The sequence below is a fragment of the Flavobacterium araucananum genome, assembly GCF_002222055.1.
Lineage (GTDB): Bacteria > Bacteroidota > Bacteroidia > Flavobacteriales > Flavobacteriaceae > Flavobacterium > Flavobacterium araucananum.
Map to the genome: position 1 here is coordinate 115,941 of NZ_MUGS01000007.1, position 22,866 is coordinate 138,806.

The following is a 22,866-nucleotide window of genomic DNA, read 5'->3' on the forward strand; positions in this document are numbered from 1 at the left end:
TAAATCAGATTTTGTATTATTACTACATTATTAAGTACTTTTGTTTTAAATTATTAAAATAATGAGCGAAAATTTAAAATTTGCAGTAATTGGAGGAGGAAGCTGGGCTACAGCAATTGCAAAGATGTTATGCGTAAATCTTTCAGAAATTGCTTGGTACATGCGTAATGATGCTGCGATCGAGCACATTCAGAAATACAAACACAATCCTAATTATTTAAGTTCGGTAGAATTTGATACCCAAAAACTTAAATTAACAAACAATATCAACGAAGCAATTGAATATGCAGATTATGTAATCTTTGCTATTCCGTCTGCTTTCCTGGATGCTGAACTAAAGCACCTGACGGTTTCTTTGGCAGATAAAATCATATTTTCGGCCATTAAGGGGATTGTTCCGGAGACGAGTTTAATCGTTGGAGAACATTTTCATATTCAATACGATATTCCATATTACAATATTGGTGTTATTACAGGTCCTTGTCATGCCGAAGAAGTGGCATTAGAAAGACTTTCGTACTTAACGATTGCTTGTGGTGATCCTGACAAAGCGAGCATTGTTGCCAAAACATTGTCCGGAAACTATATCAAAGCAAAAATTTCTGATGACATTATTGGTACAGAATACGCCGCAATGCTAAAAAACATTTATGCAATCGCAGCCGGAATCGCACATGGCTTAGGTTATGGTGATAACTTTCAATCGGTTATGATGAGTAACGGAATCCGTGAGATGAAAAAATTCATCAGAAAAGTACATAAAATGAAACGTAACATCAATGATTCGGCTTATCTGGGCGATTTATTAGTTACAGGATATTCTGTATTCTCGAGAAACCGAATGTTCGGGAACATGATTGGAAAAGGTTACACGGTAAAAAGTGCGATGATGGAAATGAGTATGGTTGCCGAAGGTTATTATGCTACCAAAAGTGCTTATAAACTAAATCAGGGTTACGGGGCAAAAACGCCAATTATTGATGCAGTTTATGCCATTTTATACGAAGGAAAAGACGCTAAATCTGTATTTAAGAAACTGACTGAGTCTTTGGATTAGTTTTTTTTTAGAAAATAGAGTATAGAGTAAAGAAAATAGATTTCTATACTTTGAGAATAAAAAAAGAGTCAGGACGAAATTTAATTGGTCTTGACTCTTTCTTCTTTATTCTATTCTCTTTATTCTATTCTCTTTATTCTATTCTCTTTATTCTATTCTCGAAAAAACTACTTCACCATCACTCCTTCAACAAACAAAATAGGCACTTCTTCTGTATTGTTTTCGTTGATTAGGTTTGATTTAAAGATAAATTTCTTGTCGTATAGTTTATTGTCGATGAAAAAAGTAACCATAAATTCGTTGTTTAAAACTAACAAACTCTTTTCGACCATTTCGATTTTTACTACTGAAACGGCTGGAACTTCTACAAAGGCGTGACGTAAAACAGATGTTTTTTTCATTTCGCCGTCTATAGTTCCAAATGCTTTTGAAACGACCATAACGCCGTCTAAATTAAAATCGCTGTCGTTTACAAGATAAGCGTACCAGACTTTTTCCATAAAATCGTCGCTCCATTCCTGAACAGCGGCCAGAAATACGTTTTCTACTTCGGGGATTGTTATATCTGCTTTCATTTTTATTAAATTTTAAAAACCTTTATCAAAGCCTGAAGCTTCAACAAAGGTTTGTTTATTGTAAAGGTAATTTATAACGTAAAGCCCTAGCCCTGATGGAAGCGGCATCCTTTTGTTTTTTCTTTAAAAAATAAAAGATACAGCGCACAGCAGGAAATAGCTCCTAAATATTTGCTTTGAATTGCTCTAAGAAACGAACGTCGTTTTCGTAAAACATACGAATATCACCAATTTGGTATAACAACATTGCAATACGTTCTACTCCCATTCCGAAAGCAAATCCATTGAATTCGTCCGGATTAATGTCACAATTTTTAAGAACGTTTGGATCAACCATTCCGCAACCTCCAATTTCTAACCAACCTGTTCCTTTAGTAATACGGTAATCTGTTTCGGTTTTTAAACCCCAATAGATATCAATTTCGGCACTTGGTTCTGTAAACGGAAAGTAGGAAGGACGTAAACGAATCTTCGATTTTCCGAACATTTCTTTCGTAAAATAAAGTAACGTTTGTTTTAAATCGGCAAACGATACCTCTTTGTCAATATACAATCCTTCTACCTGATGAAAAATACAGTGTGAGCGTGACGAAACGGCTTCGTTACGAAACACACGTCCGGGAGAGATCGTACGAATTGGTGGTTTGTGATTTTCCATATAACGCACCTGAACTGATGATGTATGAGTACGCAACAACACGTCAGGATTGGTCTGAATAAAAAATGTATCCTGCATATCACGTGCCGGATGGTATTCTGGCAAGTTTAATGCGGTAAAATTATGCCAATCGTCTTCGATTTCCGGACCTTCGGAAACGTTGAAACCGATATTCGCAAAAATATCTATAATTTGATTTTTAACAATCGAAATCGGGTGACGAGATCCAATAATTACCGGTTCTGCAGCACGCGTTAAATCGCCAAACATTCCTTTTACCTCTTCTTTACTTTCAAGTTCTTCCTGAATAACTCTTACTTTTTCTTCAGCAACAGCTTTTAAAGTATTTATAACTTGTCCGAAGTCTTTTTTCTGGTCGTTTGGAATATTTTTGAACTCTGTAAAAAGCTCTTTTAACAATCCTTTACTACCTAAATATTTTACACGGAATTGCTCTAACGATTCTTTATTTTTATCATTAAAAGCTTTCGCTTCCTCTATATGTTGTTTTATCTTGTCTATCATCGATCTTACTTTGAAGGTGCAAATTTAAGGATTTTGTTCTAAGTATAGTGTCTAAAATTTAAATTATGTTATTCATCAATCTTCTCTTAAATGTCTTTCGACAACTAAAACAAGCATAATGTGGTTTATAAGAAACCATTTCATATCTACACATTTTTTTTTCAGTTTACAGTCACAGTGCCAGTTTACAGTCGCGGTTTTCAGTATTCAGTCGCAGTTTTCAGTTTTCAGTAACTGTAGCGTGTAAACTGAGACTGAGACTGAATACTAACAAACCTATTCAATAACCTGTCTTTCCAGGAAATAATTGACGATAGCTTCCTTCATTAAAACCGATTGTTCTCCGGCTTTTAATGCCGGCAATTCTTCTTTTACTTTGTAATGTGGCCATCCATCAGCGTCAAAAAAATCGAATTCATAAAACCCATAAGGCTCCAATAATCGACAAATGGCGATGTGCATCAGGTTTAATTTTTCATCTTTTTTGAATTCACGGTGTACTTTTCCGAGTTCCTGAACTCCAATGAGGTAAATTATGGCATCTAAATCTAAGTCTTCTCCTTGCGAAAACTGATTAGATAGTATATCGACGAGCTTTTCCCAACGCTCTTTTAGTTGTGTATCTCTGGACATATATATTTGTGATTTTAGATTCTAGATTTTAGATTGCTGACTTAAAAATCTAAAATCTGCAATCTGAATTCTAAAATTAGATTTGCAAAGATACGGACTTCAAACCCAAAGACCTTAAAAAACGAAAACTTCCGTTTTGTAGTATTGAAATGGCACGCAGATGACGCGGATCTAACCCATTAACGCCGATTAAAATTATTTGGCTGATTTAAGATTTAAAGTTTTCTGTGATTTACAGTCAATGATTACATAACAAAAAAATAAAATCTGCGTGAATCCGCTAAATCCGTATAATCCGCGGGCTAAAAAAACCTTTGAACCTTTGAACCTTTGCAACTCTGAACCTAAAAAAGATATATATTTGCGCCTCAGTAAAACCACCGGAAATATGAGTTTTTTAGACATGCTTTTTGGAGCACTTTTGGCTTTTAGTTTATACAAAGGCATTAAAAATGGACTTTTTGTAGAAATCGCTTCTTTTGTTTCTTTATTGTTGGGAATTTATCTTGCGATTAAATTTTCATTTTTAATGAAGGAACTAATCATGAAACATGTTTCATGGAATCCAAATACCATACAGGTCACGGCTTTTATCCTTACTTTTATTTTAGTGGTGATTGGGGTCTACTTTTTAGCAAAAATACTTACCGGAATTGCTGATTTTGCTTTCTTAGGCTGGGCAAATAAACTAGGCGGAGGTTTTTTCAGAATCTTAAAAACAATTTTGATTTTAAGTGTTTTTATCGCTCTCTTCGAAAAAATAAACTTCAATGAAACTTTTGCAAAAAAAGAAACTTTAGATAAATCTATTTTTTATAATCCTGTAAAAAAAGTAGCTGCTTTTATTTATCCTTCTATCGAAAAGTGGTACGAGGAATTTAAAGAAAGCCAAGCAGATAAACCTAAAGAGGAAACTAAAAAGGAAGAAACTACAGAAAGTGAATAATTAAGTCCTAGCGGGCAATATCAATAAGTTAAGGGGAAAACTATAAAATTACTTAACAGTTTAATTCAGAAAGTAATTAGAAAAATCCGTTTTTATCAGCGTTTTCGCTTTAGCGAATCAGTAAAATCAGCGGATAATTTTGACGCGGATAAAACAGATTTACTTCGTAAAAACGCGGGTAAAAACGGATTTGATTTGTCAGGCTGAGCAAAGTCGAGCCCTTTATACAAATCGAGCCTTCTCCCGAAGCTTCGGGATCGCTCAGGATGACATTAGTTTTCAAAAGAATTACCAGTTTATTTCTAAACTTTCTCCTTTTTTCAAGGTAATAGTTTGTTTTTTGTCTCCGTTTATTAAAGTTGTTTTCCCTCCTGTTTTCGAAGAAATCGTGACTTTTTTTAGAATTTTATTCTCCCAATTCATTTCGATTTCGAATCCGCCACGGGCACAAATTCCTTTTACGGATCCGGTTTCCCATGCGTCTGGCAGAGCAGGTAATAATCTAATTTCGTTTTCGTCAGATTGAATCAGCATTTCTGCAACGGCTGCGGCTCCTCCAAAATTTCCATCAATTTGAAATGGCGGATGTGCGTCGAATAAATTCGGGTACGTCCCTCCTCCTCTTCTTGGTTTATCAGTTTTCTTTCCGTCAGGGTCTACATATTTTAATAATTCGCGGAACATTTTATACGCACGATTTCCGTCCCAAAGTCTAGCCCAAAGGTTAATACGCCAACCTTTTGACCAACCGGTTGTTTCGTCGCCTTTAATTTCTAAAGTCTTTTTTGAAGCTTCGGCTAAATCCGGTGTTTTCTCGGGTGTGATATGATCGCCGGGAAAAAGTCCGAACAATTGCGATTGGTGGCGGTGTTTGGGATCTTCGTCATTCCAATCAAAATACCATTCCTGCAAATTTCCTTTTTTACCTATTTGATACGGATGAAATTTAGAAAGTGCCAATTCTAGTTTTGCTCTGAAATCAGCATCGTTATTTAATACTTTTGAGGCTTTTATGGTTTTGTCAAAACATTCTCTTATCATGGCCAAATCAGCCGTTCCGCCGTACATTGTGGCGCCAATAAAACCATCGGGTGCAATGTATTTGTTTTCCGGAGATGTTGACGGCGATGTAATTAGATTTCCGTTTTTATCGGTAACCATCCATCCTAAAAAAAATTGTGCTGCCCCTTTCATAATGGGATAACCTTCGTTTTTGAGGTAATTTTTATCTTTTGTAAAAGTATAATGTTCCCAAATATGGGTACTTAGCCAAGCGCCAGACAATGGCCAACACGCCCAACTAGGGTCTTCTTTTCCAAAATTCCCAACCGGATTAGTCATTGCCCATATATCAGAATTATGTGCTGCTGCCCAACCTTCGTTTACACCATAAAAAGTCTTTGCGGTAACTTTTCCGGTTACCGAAAGATTTTTGATAAAGCTTAAAAGAGGCAAATGCATCTCTGAAAGATTGGTATTTTCGGCAAGCCAATAATTTTCTTCGAGATTGATATTCATGGTATAATTACTACTCCAGGGCGGGTTTAAATGCGGATTCCAAATACCTTGTAAATTGGCTGGCACTCCTAAAGTTCTTGAGGAGCTAATTAATAAATAACGCCCGAAATTGAAATAGAGAATTTCCAGGTTTTTATCTTCTTTACCGTCTGCATATCTCAGTAAACGTTCGTCTGTTGGTAAATCCGGTGCAGTTGTTTTGCCTAAATCTAACGTAACACGATTATAGAATTTTTGATAATCGGCAATGTGTGCTTGTTTTACTTCATCGAAAGATTTTGCAAAAGCTTTATTCAGGTTTTGCAATGCAATTGATATATCATCCAGTCCTTCTGTTACCGGATTTTTGTTAAAACCATTAAAACTTGTAGCAACCGAGACATAAATATAAGCTTCAGTTGCCTCTTTTAAGGTTAATGTAGACCTGGAACTTGTGATTTTTCCGTCTGCTTTTTTGATTTGAACTAAAGTTGTAAATGTTGTTCCTCTTTCTTTTTCCTGTTCGTATTTTGGTAAAACTGAATATCCCGGATTTTCATGAATTGGAGCAGATCCGGTCATCACCAGAATATTACCTTTTACTTCAACAGTTGATTTTAATAAACTCCTTAAATCAATATCAAAATTCAAACCTCCTTTTTCGCTGCTCGTCAATTTAATTACCATGATTTGGTCCGGCGCCGAAACAAAATATTCACGGGTAAATTTTATTCCGTTCATTTCATAACTCACCTTTGATACTGCATTCGAAATATCAAGTTCCCGATGGTAATTGACTGCTTTTCCCTTATCAGAATTATTGATTTCTAATGTTCCAAGTGGTGCATACGATTCAGAGTTTTTGCCTTCGATCTTTTTGTTTAGTTCTTCGGCTAGTTTATAGTTTTCGTTTTTTAGGGCTTCGCGAATTGCAGGAATATTTTTGTAGGCTTCCGGATTCATATTCGCATTTACGGGTTCACCCGACCAAAGTGTTGCATCGTTCAAATAAATTTTATCTGAATTTGCACCACCAAAAACGGTTGCACCCATTTTTCCGTTTCCTAAAACTAAGCTTTCTTCAAAAAATTCTGCTGCCTTATTGTATCCTAAAACATGATTGGATTGTGCTGTCATGTTTAGACAGAAAGAGGTGAAAAGAAAAATGGCAGCTGTTTTTATGAGGTTTTGATTCATTTTGCAACGTTTAATAGGTGTCGTTCCTACGGAACTTTATGTTGATTTTCATTTTCAATCAACGGATTAAAATCCGTTGCTACAATATGGTTCGTTCCTCCGGAACTTTTAAGAGCCTTCGGCTCGAATTATTTTATAGAAATGGATTTTAATCCGTTCTAATATATGTTTTTTTATCCTAACAGGTTTCCAAAACCTGTTAGGTATTATTATTTTCACTTTGACATCCGGAATTTTTATACCTAACAGGTTTTGGAAACCTGTTAGGATATCGAAACCTAGTTTGCGCGTGAGGGATAGTAGCAAATTACCGAAGTAATGCGGATAGCCCGACCGTATTTGCGAAAGGCGCACATAAGCGGTTTGTTAAATAGCGCCTTTTGTAAATGTGGTCACGCCCAAATATTACTTACTAACTTTATAAATTTCGTTTTCCGTAATCATTTCCCAATTATCCGTTCTGAAAGGCGACGCAGGGAATTTTTCTTTGTTGTAAAGATTAATTTCGGTATCATCATCTGCCCAACCGTAACGAATGGCAACGGGATTTTTTACGTTTTCGCTCGAAACTACGACTTTATTATTTTTTATAATTGCTTGTGCAGAATGAAAAACTTTGTCTGTTCCTGCAATTTCAAATCCTTTTAGGTTTTCTGAATTATCTGCCGTTGATAATCCGCTTCCTGTATTGCCGAAAGTAAGGATAATTTCGTTTCCTTTTATTTCCTGCGACTTAAAAGTTGGTCCGCTATACACTTGCTTTTTGCCGTAAACGTTGTTTAATGCAATTGCCGCCAAACGCAAACCTACATCTTGTTTGTTTGTGGGATGAATATCTTTTGCATTACCAATATCTGTAGTCACGACCATTCCGGTATTGGGTAATTTTAAGGTTTCGAGTTGTGCTTCACGAAGTTCTGCCCAACGACTGCCCACTTTGCTGTTTCCGTTAAACTCATTGAAGGTGGACAATTGTACGAAATAAAAAGGAAAATCACCTTGTTCCCATTTTGTTCTCCAGTCTGAGATCATAAGCGGAAATGCTTTTTTGTATTGGTTTGCTCTCCATACATTGGCTTCGCCCTGATACCATAAAACGCCTTGAATTGCATACGGAACTAAAGGATTTATCATGGCATTGTACAATAACGAAGGGTAACTATTGGGTGCAAGTGCAACTTTTACTTGTACTACATTAAATTTCCAAAGTCCTTCGAGTGGTAGATTGGTGTCTTTGAACTGAAGGTGCAAATCAGCAGGATCACCATAGATTCCGCCACCGCCAGAATAATCTGCAATACGGACTGCAATTACATTTTTGCCTTCTTTTAAAACTCCCGCAGGAATTTTGTAAACCCGTAGTGCTTCCCAAATTTTATTGGTCCCTACCTGAACGCCGTTTACATAGGTTATATCTTCATCGTCTACTTTAGACAAATGCAAAATGGCTTCGCTTTTGGCTTGTTCTGCTGTTAAAACAATTGTTTTTCGCATCCAGACTACGCCATCAATATTGCCTATTTGCTGGTTTTCCCACAATGAGGGTACTTTTATTTCCGGCCAGTTTTTATCTTCAAAACCAAATGCTGCAAACTGGTTTTCATTTTCTATAGAAACATCAAAACCCTGAATTTTCTTTATGTGGTCTAAAATAGACTTTTTATAGACTTCAAAAACGGCATCCATATCAACTTGCGGAACATTGGCAATCATGGCTTTGAAATCATCACTTTTTTCAAAAGCTTCACGGCTTGTCCAGGTTTCTACATTGGTACCGCCCCAAGAAGTATTTATGATACCGATTGGGATTTTTAATTCGGCATATAATTTCTTAGCAAAAAAGAAACCTGCTGCTGTAAAATCACGAATATTTTCTTTGTTGGCTACCAGCCATTTTCCTTGTTTTAAATCTTCTTTTGGATTTCCGCTTAAATCCTGCGCTACGCCAAAATGACGAATCAAAGGATAATTAGAATCTGCCATTTCTTTTTCGGCATTCAGCGTTTTATACATCTGAAATTCCATATTCGACTGACCGCTGCAAATCCAGACTTCGCCAACCAAAACATCTTTAATAACGATTTTATTTTTTCCTGTAATGGTTAATTCAAAAGGTCCACCAGCTTTTTCGGCTGATAGTTTGATCATCCATTTACCGTTTTTATCGGCTTGGATTGTTTTGGTTTGTTTGTTAAAATGAACTTCTACTTTTTCATTGGCTTCTGCCCAACCCCAAACCGGAATTTCTTTGTTGCGCTGCAAAACCATTCCGTCAGAAAACAATAATGGCATTCTAACATTTGCGTTTGCAATGGTACCGAATAGTAAAAAAAGAAAGATTATTTTTTTCTTCATTTTATTTGTTATTTAAATCAATTAAGTGATATAAGGAAACATAAGCACAAACTATATATGAGGCTTAAATTAACTTATATCACTTACAGGATGAATTTATGTTTTTATTGTAATCCTTCTTTTAAAGCAGTTAACGCCTGAGTATCAAAAACAGTATTATTCGATCGATTGATGAGTCCGAAACCGTTATTTCCTAAACTTCCTTCATCCCAATAAAAAGGTAATAAACCGTTGGCTTTGGCGGTTTTTACAACTGTTTTTAAATAATAGGCTCTTGAATTTAAATGCAAAGTCAAAGCACTTCCGGTTAGGGTTGTGCGGCGAATGGCGCCAAACTCTCCTAACAAAACCGGAATTCCTTTGTCTACAAATTGGGTTTTCATGAGTTTAAAGTTTTTCTGTAAATCTGCTTCTTCTCCAAAACTTGCATTTCGTTCTGTATCTGTTGCTGAATGAAATCCTGCTCCCCAATAGTAGAACATTTTACCCCAGGATTCGTCTTTGGTTAATCCGCCAAAATTCCATGGAGCATAATAATGCACTTCGACCATCAATCGACTTGCCGTTTTATCTGTTGGCAAAGTGGTCATTAATTTATTTGTTTTTTCAATATCTGTTGTTGGTCCCTGAATGACTAAGGTACGATAGGTATTTTTACCTCCGGTAGAACGAACGGCATCGATAAATGTTTGATGATACGAAGTTAAAACTGCCATTTGTGTGGCATCTTCAACTGCTGGTTCATTGGCACTTGCAAAAAGCAAATGCTCATCGAAACCTCTTAAACTTGTTGCAATCTGTTCCCAAAAAGCTTTTTGTTTTGCGTTGGTTTCTACTTTTTTGGCTTCGGTAATGTTGTTTTCCAGCCAACCACCATCCCAGTGAATGTTGACTACAACATACATATTATTGTCGACACAATATTGCACGACTTCTTTTACGCGGTTTAGCCAATCTGTTTTTAATTTGGCTGTTGCCGAATTTTCTAAGTACTGATTCCATGAACATGGAATTCTAATGGCATTAAAACCATTTGCTTTTACGGCATCTATTAAGGCTTTTGTCACTTTTGGATTTCCCCAGGCGGTTTCTCCTCCGGTTGCTTCGAGCGTGTTCCCTATATTCCAGCCTAATTTTATTTTGGCCGCCAGCTGTACAGCATTGCTCGACATACCGTTTGCATCAGCGGCAATTGGGTTGGTATTGTAACTTGGATATAATCCTGCAGCAGCAACCTTTTCGGTTTGTACTTGTGCTTGTGCTACAACTTCTGCATTTTCTTTATCAGAACTGCATGCCAAAATGCTTAAAAAAGACAAAGATAAAATGGCACTAAACAAATAACTTTTTACATTTTTTTTCATTTTATTTTGATTTTTACTATTAATTGTGTGATTCTCTTTCTAACTTAAATAACATTAAATGCATTTGAAAAAAATAGTTTTATCAAGCTTTTCTTGTTTTGTATAAAACTATTAAAGACTCACACAATTAATGTAAAACGCCTTATTACTTTATGGTTATGACAACTTCTTTCTTGATATCTCTTGAAGAGTTTCCTAATTTTAAAGTATATTTTCCGGGCTCAACAGTCCATTTTTTAGCGGTTACGTCATAGTAAGCCAATTCTTTTACAGGAACTTTTATGGTTACCGTATTTGAGCTTCCTGATTTTACCAGTGTTTTCTGGAAACCTTTTAACTCTTGTGCTGCACGGCTTATTTTCGAATCGGATTTAGAGGTGTACAATTGAACTACTTCTTTACCCTCTACTTTCCCTGTATTTTTTACGTCTACAGAAACGGAGATTGTTTCGTCTTGTGTGTACGATGTCTTATCTGTTTTTGCATTATCGAAAGCAAAAGTGGTATACGATAATCCGTATCCGAAAGGATACAATGGTGCAATATTTTTGGTATCAAACCAGCGGTATCCTACCAAAATTCCTTCGGCATAGTTTACGGTTTTTCCTCCGGGGAAACTGTTTGTGGCGTGTGCCGGAGAATCCATAATTTGTTTTGGCATTGTCCATGGCAATTTTCCAGACGGATTTACTTTTCCTAAAATCACATCTGCCAAAGCATTTCCTCCTTCAGAACCATTAAACCAACTCCATACTAATGCGGATGTTTTTTTGCTTACGGCATCAATATCAAACGGTGCTCCGGCAACCATAACTACAATTGTTTTTGGGTTTACAGCCAATACTTTCTGAATTAATTCTTCTTGCCCAAATGGTAATTTTAAGTTTCTACGGTCAGAGGCTTCTGTTTCGTAATCACGGTTTGAACCTGCAAAAATAATCGCAACATCAGATTTTTTAGCCGCTTCTACTGCTTCCAGCACTTTTGCCGGATCTAACTGATCGATTGTTACGGGACCATTTGATGTAATATTTCCTAAATTCCCTTTGTTTTTCTCGTCGTAACGTTCTAAATATCCTTCGGCATAATTAATTTTAATCGATGATGGCAATCTGTTTTTTAAACCTTCAAGCGGTGTAATTTCTCTTTTGGTTTTTACTCCTGCCCCAAATCCGCCAAGCGCATTTTTCTTGGTTGCATTGTTTCCAATTACGGCGATAGATTTTACTCCGTCGAGTTTAAGCGGTAAGGCATTGTTGTCGTTTTTTAATAAAACGATGTCTTCTGCTGCAATTTTATAAGCGTCCTGATAATGTGCTTCGGTTGCAATGCTTCCTTTTACACGGTCTTTTCCGCCCATTGCTTTTACCTGAAATAATACTCGCAAAATTCTTTTTACATGTTTGTCTAATTCTGCTTCTGATATTTCTTTGTTTTTTGCAGCAGCAATTAGTTTATCGGCAAGAAAAAATTCGTTGAATGGTTTTGGTGTTCCCATTTCGATATCTAATCCGCTGTTTAACGATTTTACTGTAGAATGTACGGCTGCCCAATCTGACACGACAACGCCTTTGAATCCCCATTCGTCACGAAGGATTTTGTTCAGCATATAATCGTTTTCACATAAATATTCGCCTCTAAATTTATTGTAAGCGCCCATCACGCTATATGCATGACCTTCTTTTATAGAAGCTTCGAATGCGGGAAGATAAATTTCGCGCAGTGTACGTTCGTCAATTTGTACATCGACAAAATCACGATTTGTTTCCTGATTGTTGGCTGCAAAATGCTTTACACAAGCCATAACATCGTTGTCTTGTAAACCAACAATTAACGGCACTGCAATTTTTTTGTTCAAAAACGGATCTTCAGACATATATTCATACGTTCTTCCTCCAAGTGGCGTTCTCACAATATTTATGGCTGGCGAAAGCAACATATCTTTATCTCTGGCGCGCAATTCCTGTCCTACACTATTACCAAATGTATAGGCCATCTCTGTATTCCAGGTTGCAGCCAATCCGCCACCTGCGGGATAATAGGTTGCAAAATCATCTTTTAATCCTGCCGGAGCCCAATTGTCACGTGAGATTTCTTCACGAACACCTAGCGGTCCATCTGCCATTTTTAGTTCCGGAATGCCTAAACGTTTTACACCTCCGGAAGTAAACATACTGTTACCGTGCAACATTCCAATTTTTTCTTCCAATGTCATTTGAGAAACCAGCTTATCGATTTCTGCGTCGAATTCTGATCCTATTTCTTTTCCTTTATATTCTTCTTTTTGTGCGGTATCAGAATCTGTACTTTTTGCATCGTTTTTGCAAGAAACAAATGCCAGAAATGCAAATGCGGCTGAGAGGCAGATTATTTTATTTTTCATGCTTAATAAATTTAGTTTAGTTTTTTGGAATTCGTTATTTTAAGAAACTATCGTTTTACAAAATTGAATAAAACGACATCGTTTTCATTCATTTTATAAGCTGTACTATAAGTTCCTTTTGCATTAATGGTCACTTTTTCTGTTGCAATCAAAGCACCGTTATTTTTTTCTTTTATACTTTTTACTTGTTCTCGTGTCAATTGACCTGGTTTTCCCATGGCCAGATAATCGGCGTAAGCGTCGTTTATATTATACCCTGTTTTATAGATTTCTAACGTATAATTGCCTTGTTGCAAACCGTCGACTTCAATTTTTACACTTCCTTTGGGTTTTGATGGTAAATCTTTGATATAATAGGTCTGATTGTTCATGGAATCGCCGGGATGTGTATTGGTAAAATCCCAAAATAACAATTGAACATCTCCTTTTGTATTTTTAGTTGCCCAAGAAGAGGTGTCTTTGTTTTGAAGTTCTGTTTGTCCTAATTTGTTCAGGAAAAAATACGAGAAATAAGCCGGTTTTTTGATTCCCTGTGTATTCAATAATCCGAAACCGCCGTGAAAAGGGGTAAATCTTGGGCCTGCTTCTTCAAATATATCTGTAAAAACCCAATATGACATCGAGTTTGCCGCATTCCCAACTTGTTTTAACTTTTGAAGAATATAGGCTGCAGAATGGTAACTGTCATGAACAGGATCTGCGGGAGTATAGGAGGAACTCCATTCTGTGTAATGTAATTCGAGATTTGGCTTAGCCGAATTCGAAATTTGTTTGCGGGAATTTATGACATCACCGCTCACACTTGATTCGTCTTTATTAAGAACCGTTCCTGTGGTTCCAAATTCGTCCAGAAATCCTTGTTTTACGCCATAAGTATGTGTCGAAATAAAATCTAACGGAACATTGTTCTTCGTACAAAAATCGATTGTTTCCGGAACCCACGCTGCTCCTGCTGTTGCGGGACCACCCACTTTGTAAGCCGGATTTACGCTTTTTATTCCGCGTGCTGCATATTCATATAATTTGAAATATTCTGCCTGAGTCCCTGTCCAGAAACCCGGAGATAAATTGGGCTCGTTCCAAACTTCAAAATACCAGGTTTTTACTTCTTCGGCTCCGTAACGTTCTGTAAAGTGTTGGGTTAAATTTCGAATTAAATCTTCCCATTTTTTATAATCTTTTGGTGGTGTAACATTTCCTTTCCACCAGAAAATAGTCTGACTTCCACTTGCTAAAGCTGATGGCATAAAACCCAATTCTACAAAAGGTTTCATTTTAATGCTTATTAGAAAATCATATAAAACATCGATATATTGATAATTATATTCGGGATTTCCTTTTGAGTCTTCATGGTAAACTGCCATATCATCAGATAATAAACCATGCATTCTGATGTATTTAAAGTCACATTCTTTTTTGGTCATTGCCAATTGTTGTTGCCAATCGGCACGCAAGCCTTCGTTTGCTCTTCCGGCTCCAATACATTCTTTGAACATAGTGTTCAGCTTTCCTGCGGTTTTGGTATAATCAACTTTTATGATTCTGTTATCAGCAGTAGTATTTTGTCCAATCAATTTGACATTGATTAGAAGTAATGAAAGAAATAGTATTGCTGAATATTTTTTCATTTGATTTTTTTATATTCTGACAGGTTTTAAAATCCTGTTTCGTATTAACAATATTTATTATAACTCGTTGGGTTTACTTAATTTTAGCACATAGAAACATAGACTGTGGCCTTTTAACAAAGGACGTTTCACTAATTAAAATACACAGAGTATCGCTATGTGAAGGAAATGTGTTTCTTTTTGCATTCTTTTTTACTATAAAATCTATGTTTCTATGTGTTTAAATAAAATATTTAGAATTACAACTAACGGGTTTTATTACAATTTTTTAAATCTAATTGCTGTTCCGCCTGCTCCTCCTAAATGCAATTTTAATGCATCTGAAGCTTTTACAGTTTTCTTAGAAATCGCTACTGCTGATGGGTTATGTGTTTCATCTGTTCCTTCTGCATCCGCATAAATTTGTGCTTCGTAAGTGGCGCTTGGATCTAAGAATGAAAGAGAAACATTTACATCTCTTGCGTTTTCGTTTGTAATGGTTCCTAAATACCAATCGGCGCTGTTTCTGTCTTTACGAACTGTTGTAATGTATTCTCCAATTTTTCCGTCTAATACTTTTGTGTCTTCCCAATCTGTTGGAACATCTTTTAAGAATTGCAATGCCGGTTTTCCTTCATAATTTTCAGGAAGATCTGCCATCATCTGGATTGGTGCATAAATTGTAACGTACAATGCTAATTGTTGTGCTGTTGTTCCGTGTACTCTTTTGCCCGGATATCCTTGTTTTACCTCAACATCAAAAATCCCCGGTGTAAAATCCATTGGCCCTGATAGTAATCTGGTAAACGGAATAATGGTTAAGTGGTTTGGCGGATTTCCTTCGCTCCAGGCGTTGTATTCTTGTCCGCGTGCTGCTTCTCTCGAAACCATATTTGGAAATGTACGACGTTCTCCGGTATCTTTTATGGATTCGTGGTATAAAACGGCTAAATCATATTGTGCTGCTTTTTCTAAAATATATCTGAAATAATTTACTCCAAATTGTCCAAAGTGATTTTCTTTCATGTTCAGTTTAGAACCTACATGACCAATTTTTACGGAGTGAATTCCAAGTTTTTTGTATAGGGCAAAACCTGCATCAACTTCTTTTAAATAATTAATTAAGTTAGATCCTGTTTCGTGATATCCAATAAGTTCTACGCCTTTTTTGTTTCCGTATTCGACTACTTTTTCCAGGTCAAAATTGTCTGCACTTTTGGTAAAGCTAAACATGTGCATGTGATTTTCGTACCATTGTGGTGTCCAGCCTTTGTTCCAGCCTTCGATCAATAGGTGATGAAATCCTTCTTTTGCGGTAAAATCAATATATTCTTCGGCATGTTTGGTTGTTGCTCCTTGTTTTTCGCTTTCCCAAAAGGTATATTTCCCAATGTGCATTCCCCACCAAATCCCAAAGTATTTGTAGGGTTTAAAGTAGCTGATGTTTTTTATTTTGTTTGGTTCGTTTAGATTCAGGATCAGATAAGACGTAATTAAATCTGCTGGTTTTTCGCCTATTTGAAGTGTTCGCCAAGAAGAGGTAAAAGTGTCTTTTACTCGAACTTTTACGCCATCTGCCCACGGCACCAAATCAGATTTTAGTTGTGTTCCGGTTGTGTTTACCAAAGTCATACTGGCAAAATCAACTAAGTTTGCTTCGTGAAAACTCAAGGCCAATCCGCTTTTACTTTCTATTGTAAGCGGTGTCAAAACGGTATCAAGGGTACTTACTGCTGCTTCTTTAAATAGATATTCGTCACGGTTTTCTCTGTTTGCCGGAATCCACCATGCTTTTCCATCTTCTTTTAGGTTAAAAGTCGTTTTTTCATCCATAATAAAAATACTGTCTTTTACACTTTGTTTTGGATAAACATATCTAAAAGCGATTCCGTCATCAAACGCACGAAACTGAATTTCAAGTTTACGTTTGTTTCCCGTTTTTTGTTGTAATTGAACCGATAACTGATTGTAGTGATTTCTAATATTTTTCTTTTCTCCCCAAACTTGTTCCCAGGTTTCATCAAAAGTGGAGTTTTTTACACTTTTGATTTCAAAATCGGTGCTTAGGTTTTCATTTCCTTTTAGTAAAAAGCCCATGTCTGATGGTGTAATCACTTCGGTTTTACCATGTGATACTGCATATTTGGGAGCGTTTTTGACTAACTCGAATTTGATTTTGTTTTGCCCGTCCGGCGAAGCCAATTCGTAAGCATTTTTATTTTTCTGACTGTATCCAATCGAAATTGAAAGAACTAAAGCGGGAAGAATGAGGTAATTTTTCATGATATTTTTCTTAATTCATTTTTAATAAATCGGGTGTTGCTTATGATGTCTTCACCCGATTTAAAAACTCAACAAAAACTTATTTTTATCCTAAATTGGATTTATTTTTTTTGCCACAGATTAAAAGGATTCTAAATGATTTCTTTATTTTCTGTGTGTATGTTTTCTCGCAGATTGAGCAGATTTTAATCTATAGCTATATTTTTTACTAATCTTAAAAATTAAAAAAATCTGCTCAATCTGCCAAATCTGCGAGACCAAAAACGCTCCAATCTATGGCTGTTTTTTTGCCACGAATTGCACGAATTAACTCGAATTTAATTTGTGCAATATAGGTCTGTTTTTTGCCACAGATTACACAGATTAAAATGATTTCTTTGTTTTCTGTGTGTATGTTTTCTCGCAGATTTAGCAGATTTTAATCTATAGCTATATTTTTTACTAATCTTAAAAGTTAAAAAAATCTGCTCAATCTGCCAAATCTGCGAGACCAAAAACGCTCCAATCTATGGCTGTTTTTTTGCCACGAATTGCACAAATTATCTCGAATTTAATTTTTGCAAATTAGTGCAATTTGTGGCTATCTTTTTTATTTTACCCACTCGGTTTTTAAAGTAGTTTTTCCTTGCAACGGATTTGAAGTTACTTCAAAATTGTTTCCGGATTTTGTAACTTTTATTTCTTGTACTGCATCACCGTCCGGTAAAAATACTTTGGCTGTAGCCGTAGTAGTTTTATCACTTGCATATACTTTTAGCGTCAATTTGCTCCAATCCATATCTTTTGTAGATTGTGCCAGAGCGATATGTGGCAATGCTGTTCCGTCTTTTACTAAAACTACAATTGGTACTTCGCCTGCTTTGATTTTATGCCAACCGGATTGGTATACTTTTTTTGTTTGATAATCGATCCAGGTTCCTTCGGGAAGGTAAACGTCTCTTTCTGTCACTTCTTCAAAAAGTGGTGCAACCAACATACTTGATCCAAATAAATATTCATTGTCTACTAACCAGGCTCCGGGATCATTTGGATATTCTACAAATAATGCACGCATCATTGGCAATCCTTTTTGTGAGCTTTCTTTTGCCTGAGCATAGATGTATGGCATTAGTTCGTAACGCATATTATCGGCTTTTCTAAAGCCTTCAAGGAAATCTTTGCTGTACAACCAAGGTTCACGCGGAGGTTCTCCGTGGCTTCTTACGTGTGAGGTAAACATCCCGAAAGGCGCCCATCTTCTGTATAAATTCTCTGGCGATTTTGTGGCAAATCCTCCTACGTCATGACTCCAGAAACTGAATCCGCTTAATCCTAATGAAAGTCCGCCACGTAATTCTGCTGACATTGCTCCGTTTGTAGTTTCTGCGTCTCCGCCCCAATGCAATGGGTAACGTTGCGATCCTGCCCAGGTACTTCTTGCCCAGATTAAGGTGTATCCTTTTTCTTTTTGGGTAATTTCCGCAACAGCCTTATTGTATCGTAACGGATATAAATTGTGTTCATAAAATCCTGTTCTTCCTGAATGGTAAATTCCGTCTGGTGGTGCTGCTTCTCCAAAATCTACTTTGAAGACCGAAACGCCCTGATCGAATAAATGTTTTAGTTTTGCCTGATACCAGCTTACAGTTTCCGGATTTGAGAAATCCAGAACAGCATCTTCGTACGGAAGATTTCCTTTGCGGTCTCTTACGGCTAAATTTTTGTCCATGATTTCGTTAAACAAAGTATTCTTTGGCGAGAAATACGGCAATTGCCATAAACACACATGAAATCCATCGTCTTTAAGATCTGACATCATTTTTTGAGCATCTGGAAAACGATCTTTAGAAAACTCATAATTGTTTCTCCAGTCTACATCAAACCAACCGGTATCAAAGTGAATAACATCTGTTGGGATTTTATATTTACGTAAATCTTTGGCTACTTGTCGTCCTTCTTTTTCAGAGAAATAAGTGATCCTGCTCATCCAGAAACCAAATGACCAAAGTGGTGGCATTGCAGCTTTTCCGGTCAAATCTGTGTATTGGTCTAAAACGTCTTTTGGTTCTCCGATAAAGAAAAACAAATCGGCTTCGTCATCGCCAATATACATTTCGTTGGCACTTGAATAATATCTTCCAAAATCGACTGTTATGGGTGTCGAATGGTGCATAAAAACTCCGTAACCACGGCTGCTCATATAAAACGGAACTGGTTTGTACATTGTTTCATTCTGAATTCCGTTGGCATCATCGGTCCATAACACTACTTTTTGTCCGCGTTTGTTGAATTGTGTGAAGGATTCTCCGCAACCAAATATTTTTTCGTCCGGTTCTAAGCTAAAAGCGGCTCCCATACTTCTTGAATAATCGCTGTTTCTGCGCACATACGAAAACGGAAGTGTTGGTGTATAAGTATTTTTAAAATCGGAATCGTGAAGTGTACTTGTCAGTAATTTTCCGGTTTCATCGTAGATTTTTACGTGCCACGGTTTGGTCAAAATTTCTACTCTTCCGTGTTTGCTGGTATAACTGTGACCGCCTTCGATTTTAGAATATTTCCATAATTCAGGATGATTTGGTGCAACGCCATTTATCAACATTAGGGATTCTTTTTCAGGATGAAATTGTGGTCCTGAAGTGGTTTTGATTCTAATCGTACGATCTGAAACAAACTGAATTTGAAACGGTAATTCTGGTGAAGCCTGATATTCTGTTGTAGGGAATTCGTTTGCTGCAACGGTATCCGGTTTCATCATCATGTTGTTGAAAGCCTGACGTGTTTTGTAATTGTATCTCAGATATTTTATGGTTCCTTTTCCTGTTGCAGGATCAAAATTTGTTAATTCATCGGCAAAATAAAAGGTGTTCAGATAATTCTGAAAATCCTTGCTAATGTCTATTGGGGCATTTAGCACATCTGCATTCTGAATTTGTGCTGATGCTTTTGGCATCAGAAGAAATCCAAACATAAAGATCGAAAGCAATGATGTTAGTTGTGAGTTTTTCATTGGTTTAATTTATTGTTGACTTTTATTCAAAATAATATTTTTAATACGTTGCCCCTGATTAGCGAAAAACATTTAACACATAGAAACATAGGATTTTGTTAACTTTAAAAGAATACAAAAAGAAACACATTTCTTTCACATAGCTATGTGTGTTTAAATTAGTGAAACGCCTATTTACGAACGAACTAAATCTATGTTCCTATGTGTTAAAACATTCGCCTCAATGGTCATTTATTCTGCTGTTATTACAATTGTGGCTGGTTTTAATCCATTCGCTTTAGCGGTCAATTCTAATCTTCCTGTTTTATTATCCGATTGGACTATCACTAAACATTTTCCGGTAAGAGCCGTATGTTTAGAACCTTTGTAGGATTCGTGACTTACGGGATCTCCGCTGCAAACGCCTACAATTTTTCCGTTTCCTTTTAGGGAGAAATTGATTTCGTTATTGGCATTTGGAGCCAAAGTTCCTTTTGCATCCATAATATCTACAGTTACAAATGACAAATCATTTCCATCGGCTTTTATGTTGCTTCTGTCTGCTGTAAGCTTTAAGTTATTCGGATTTCCGGCTGTTTTAATTTCGGTTTCCAGAACTGTTTTTCCGTTTTTACGGGAGATTGCTTTTAGTGTTCCAGATTGAAAAGGAATTCTCCACATTACATGCAAATCATCTCCTTTTTTGCTGCGAACTCCTACTGATTTTCCGTTAAGGAAAAGTTCAACCTCATCAGCATTATTATAGTACGCCCAAACATCGACAGTTTGTCCTGCTTTCCAGTTCCAATGCGGGAAAATGTGCAAAACGGTTTTATCGGTCCATTCGCTTTGGTACATATAATAAACGTCTTTTGGAAAACCGGCCAGATCTACAATTCCAAAATACGAACTGATTGATGGCCATTCATAAGGTGTTGGTTCTCCAATATAATCGAAACCTGTCCAGATATACATTCCGGAAAGGAAATCGTACTTTTTAATTACTTTCCAGGTTGCTTCGTGTGTAGAACCCCAAGGCGTTTGTACCTGATCGTAAGCCGAAACAGTATTCCCAGGATTACCTCCATCAAATTTTTTATCCCAACTTACCGGCCATTTTTTTATAGTATCTGAAACTTGATCATAATAACCGCGGGTTTGTAATCCCGAAGTAGTTTCGGTTGCGATGAAAGGAATTCCAGGGAAATTTTCTTTATGATGTGCATAAGTCTGATGTGCATAATTATACCCAATTATATCTAATATGCCAGATTTTGCAATGGCATTAAACTGTACATTCTTTTTCTCAAATTGCAAAGTTACCGCATCAATATTCATGTTCACCGGTGGGTTCATGGCTGCTGTTATCGGTCGTGTTTTATCGTTCAGACGTACAATTGCTGCCAATTCTTTCGCAATTTCAACACCAGTTTCGTTCCATTGTTCCGGAATTTCGTTTCCAATACTCCATATAAAAATACTTGGGTGATTACGGTCGCGAAGCAATTGATCTGTTAGATCTTTTTTGTGCCATTTGTCCCAGTCGTTAGCATAATCATATTTGGTTTTGTTTTGTTTCCACATATCAAATGCTTCATCCATGACAATGAAACCCATTTTATCACATAAATCTAAAAGTTCCGGAGCGGGAGGATTATGTGAAGTTCTGATTCCGTTTACGCCCATTTCTTTCAGGATTTCAAGCTGACGTTCGATAGCACGGGTATTGATTGCTGAGCCTAATGGTCCTAAATCATGATGCATGCAAACTCCTTTTATTTTGACTTGTTTTCCGTTAAGGATAAAACCTTTATCAACATCAAATTTAAAATCTCTGATTCCGAAATTGGTTTTGTATTGATCTACAATTTTATCGTCAAGCGAAATTTCTGTAACTGCTGTATACAATTCCGGTTTTTCAACTGACCATAAAATTGGCGTTTCGACCTGAGTTTCTTGTTTGATGATTTGATTTGCGTTTGCACCAATGGTTATATTTTGGGTAACCGATGTTACTTTGGTATCTTCTTTAAAAATAGTAGTTGTTACGGTTGCTTTTTTTGAAGCTGTATTTTGATTTTGAATAGTAGTTTCAAAATTAACAGAAGCTTTTTCAGTAGTAACTTTTGGCGTTGTCACATAAGTTCCCCATTGTGCAACATGCAATTTATTGGTGGTTTCGATCCAGACATTTCTAAAAATTCCTGATCCTGAATACCAACGTGAATTGGGTTGTTTTGAATTGTCAACCTTTACAATAATTTCGTTGTTTTTATCTCCGTAATTTAAGTAGGAGGAAATTTCATATTGAAAACCTATATATCCGTTGGGACGTATACCCAGATAATGACCGTTTACCCAAACTTCGCTGTTTTTGTAAACGCCATCAAAGATTACTGATATTACTTTACTACTATCAGCAGTATTTATTTTAAAAGTTTTCTTATACCATCCTAAACCTCCATTCAGGGCTCCACCTCCATATCCGGCAGGACTTTTTTCGTCAAACTTTCCTTCGATACTCCAATCATGCGGAACATTTAAGGTTCTCCATTTGGTCGAAACTCCAATAGTATCTTTGTCTGTTATACTATCATTTAAATGAAAACTCCAATCTGAATTAAAAGAAACTTTTCTATTCTCGAAAGCATCTTCTTTTTTGCTGCAAGAGCCCAATAAGATAATTCCCATTAGCATAAATAGTGCTAATGCTTTGTTTAATTTTTCTCTTTTATTGTTCATTTGGAAAGGATTTTATGATTTAAAAAACAAATATAAACATACCGATAGGTGACTTTGTAAATCCCCTACCGGTTGT

The 22,866-nt window shown here is 36.4% G+C and carries 13 protein-coding genes; 2 read left to right on the forward strand and 11 right to left on the reverse strand.

Annotated elements, in window-relative coordinates:
- Positions 1–61 precede the first annotated feature (61 nt).
- The gene (locus B0A64_RS07345) at positions 62–1,057 is read left to right on the forward strand and encodes an NAD(P)H-dependent glycerol-3-phosphate dehydrogenase (protein ID WP_089478867.1); all 996 of its coding nucleotides are present in this window, start codon (positions 62–64) and stop codon (positions 1,055–1,057) included.
- Between the two features lie 167 nt (positions 1,058–1,224).
- Here the strand turns inward: B0A64_RS07345 and B0A64_RS07350 are convergent, their stop codons facing one another.
- From B0A64_RS07350 to B0A64_RS07360, 3 genes are all read right to left on the reverse strand, one after another.
- Complete coding sequence (locus tag B0A64_RS07350; protein ID WP_089478868.1) at positions 1,225–1,632, reverse strand: hypothetical protein; 408 nt, start codon at positions 1,630–1,632, stop codon at positions 1,225–1,227.
- A gap of 163 nt (positions 1,633–1,795) precedes the next feature.
- A complete protein-coding gene (gene pheS / locus B0A64_RS07355) occupies positions 1,796–2,815 on the reverse strand; it encodes a phenylalanine--tRNA ligase subunit alpha (RefSeq protein ID WP_089478869.1) in 1,020 nt (339 codons plus the stop codon).
- Positions 2,816–3,091: 276 nt separating this feature from the next.
- Positions 3,092–3,448 (reverse strand): hypothetical protein, encoded by a 357-nt coding sequence (locus B0A64_RS07360; RefSeq protein ID WP_089478870.1) that lies wholly within the window; start codon positions 3,446–3,448, stop codon positions 3,092–3,094.
- A gap of 388 nt (positions 3,449–3,836) precedes the next feature.
- On the opposite strand from B0A64_RS07360, the gene B0A64_RS07370 reads away from it, so the two are divergent.
- The gene (locus B0A64_RS07370) at positions 3,837–4,394 is read left to right on the forward strand and encodes a CvpA family protein (RefSeq protein ID WP_089478872.1); all 558 of its coding nucleotides are present in this window, start codon (positions 3,837–3,839) and stop codon (positions 4,392–4,394) included.
- 288 nt (positions 4,395–4,682) lie between these two features.
- Here B0A64_RS07370 and B0A64_RS07375 read toward each other — a convergent pair whose 3' ends face one another.
- The 8 genes from B0A64_RS07375 to B0A64_RS07410 all read right to left on the reverse strand — a co-directional run bounded on the left by B0A64_RS07375 (position 4,683) and on the right by B0A64_RS07410 (position 22,790).
- Positions 4,683–7,028 (reverse strand): glycoside hydrolase family 95 protein, encoded by a 2,346-nt coding sequence (locus B0A64_RS07375; protein WP_244285371.1) that lies wholly within the window; start codon positions 7,026–7,028, stop codon positions 4,683–4,685.
- A 465-nt stretch (positions 7,029–7,493) separates the two neighbouring features.
- Positions 7,494–9,443 carry a sialate O-acetylesterase gene (locus B0A64_RS07380; protein WP_089478874.1) on the reverse strand — a complete coding sequence of 650 codons (1,950 nt, stop codon included), beginning with the start codon at positions 9,441–9,443 and terminating at the stop codon, positions 7,494–7,496.
- 104 nt (positions 9,444–9,547) lie between these two features.
- Positions 9,548–10,807 (reverse strand): glycoside hydrolase family 5 protein, encoded by a 1,260-nt coding sequence (locus B0A64_RS07385; protein WP_208863518.1) that lies wholly within the window; start codon positions 10,805–10,807, stop codon positions 9,548–9,550.
- Between the two features lie 145 nt (positions 10,808–10,952).
- Positions 10,953–13,190 (reverse strand): glycoside hydrolase family 3 C-terminal domain-containing protein, encoded by a 2,238-nt coding sequence (locus B0A64_RS07390; RefSeq protein WP_089478875.1) that lies wholly within the window; start codon positions 13,188–13,190, stop codon positions 10,953–10,955.
- 47 nt (positions 13,191–13,237) lie between these two features.
- Positions 13,238–14,818, reverse strand: a complete 1,581-nt coding sequence (locus B0A64_RS07395; protein WP_089478876.1) for a GH39 family glycosyl hydrolase — start codon at positions 14,816–14,818, stop codon at positions 13,238–13,240.
- 258 nt (positions 14,819–15,076) lie between these two features.
- Complete coding sequence (locus B0A64_RS07400; RefSeq protein ID WP_089478877.1) at positions 15,077–17,080, reverse strand: glycoside hydrolase family 97 protein; 2,004 nt, start codon at positions 17,078–17,080, stop codon at positions 15,077–15,079.
- Between the two features lie 589 nt (positions 17,081–17,669).
- Positions 17,670–20,069, reverse strand: a complete 2,400-nt coding sequence (locus B0A64_RS07405) for a glycoside hydrolase family 31 protein (protein ID WP_089478878.1) — start codon at positions 20,067–20,069, stop codon at positions 17,670–17,672.
- A 231-nt stretch (positions 20,070–20,300) separates the two neighbouring features.
- A complete protein-coding gene (locus B0A64_RS07410) occupies positions 20,301–22,790 on the reverse strand; it encodes a glycoside hydrolase family 2 TIM barrel-domain containing protein (RefSeq protein WP_089478879.1) in 2,490 nt (829 codons plus the stop codon).
- Positions 22,791–22,866: the final 76 nt, after the last annotated feature.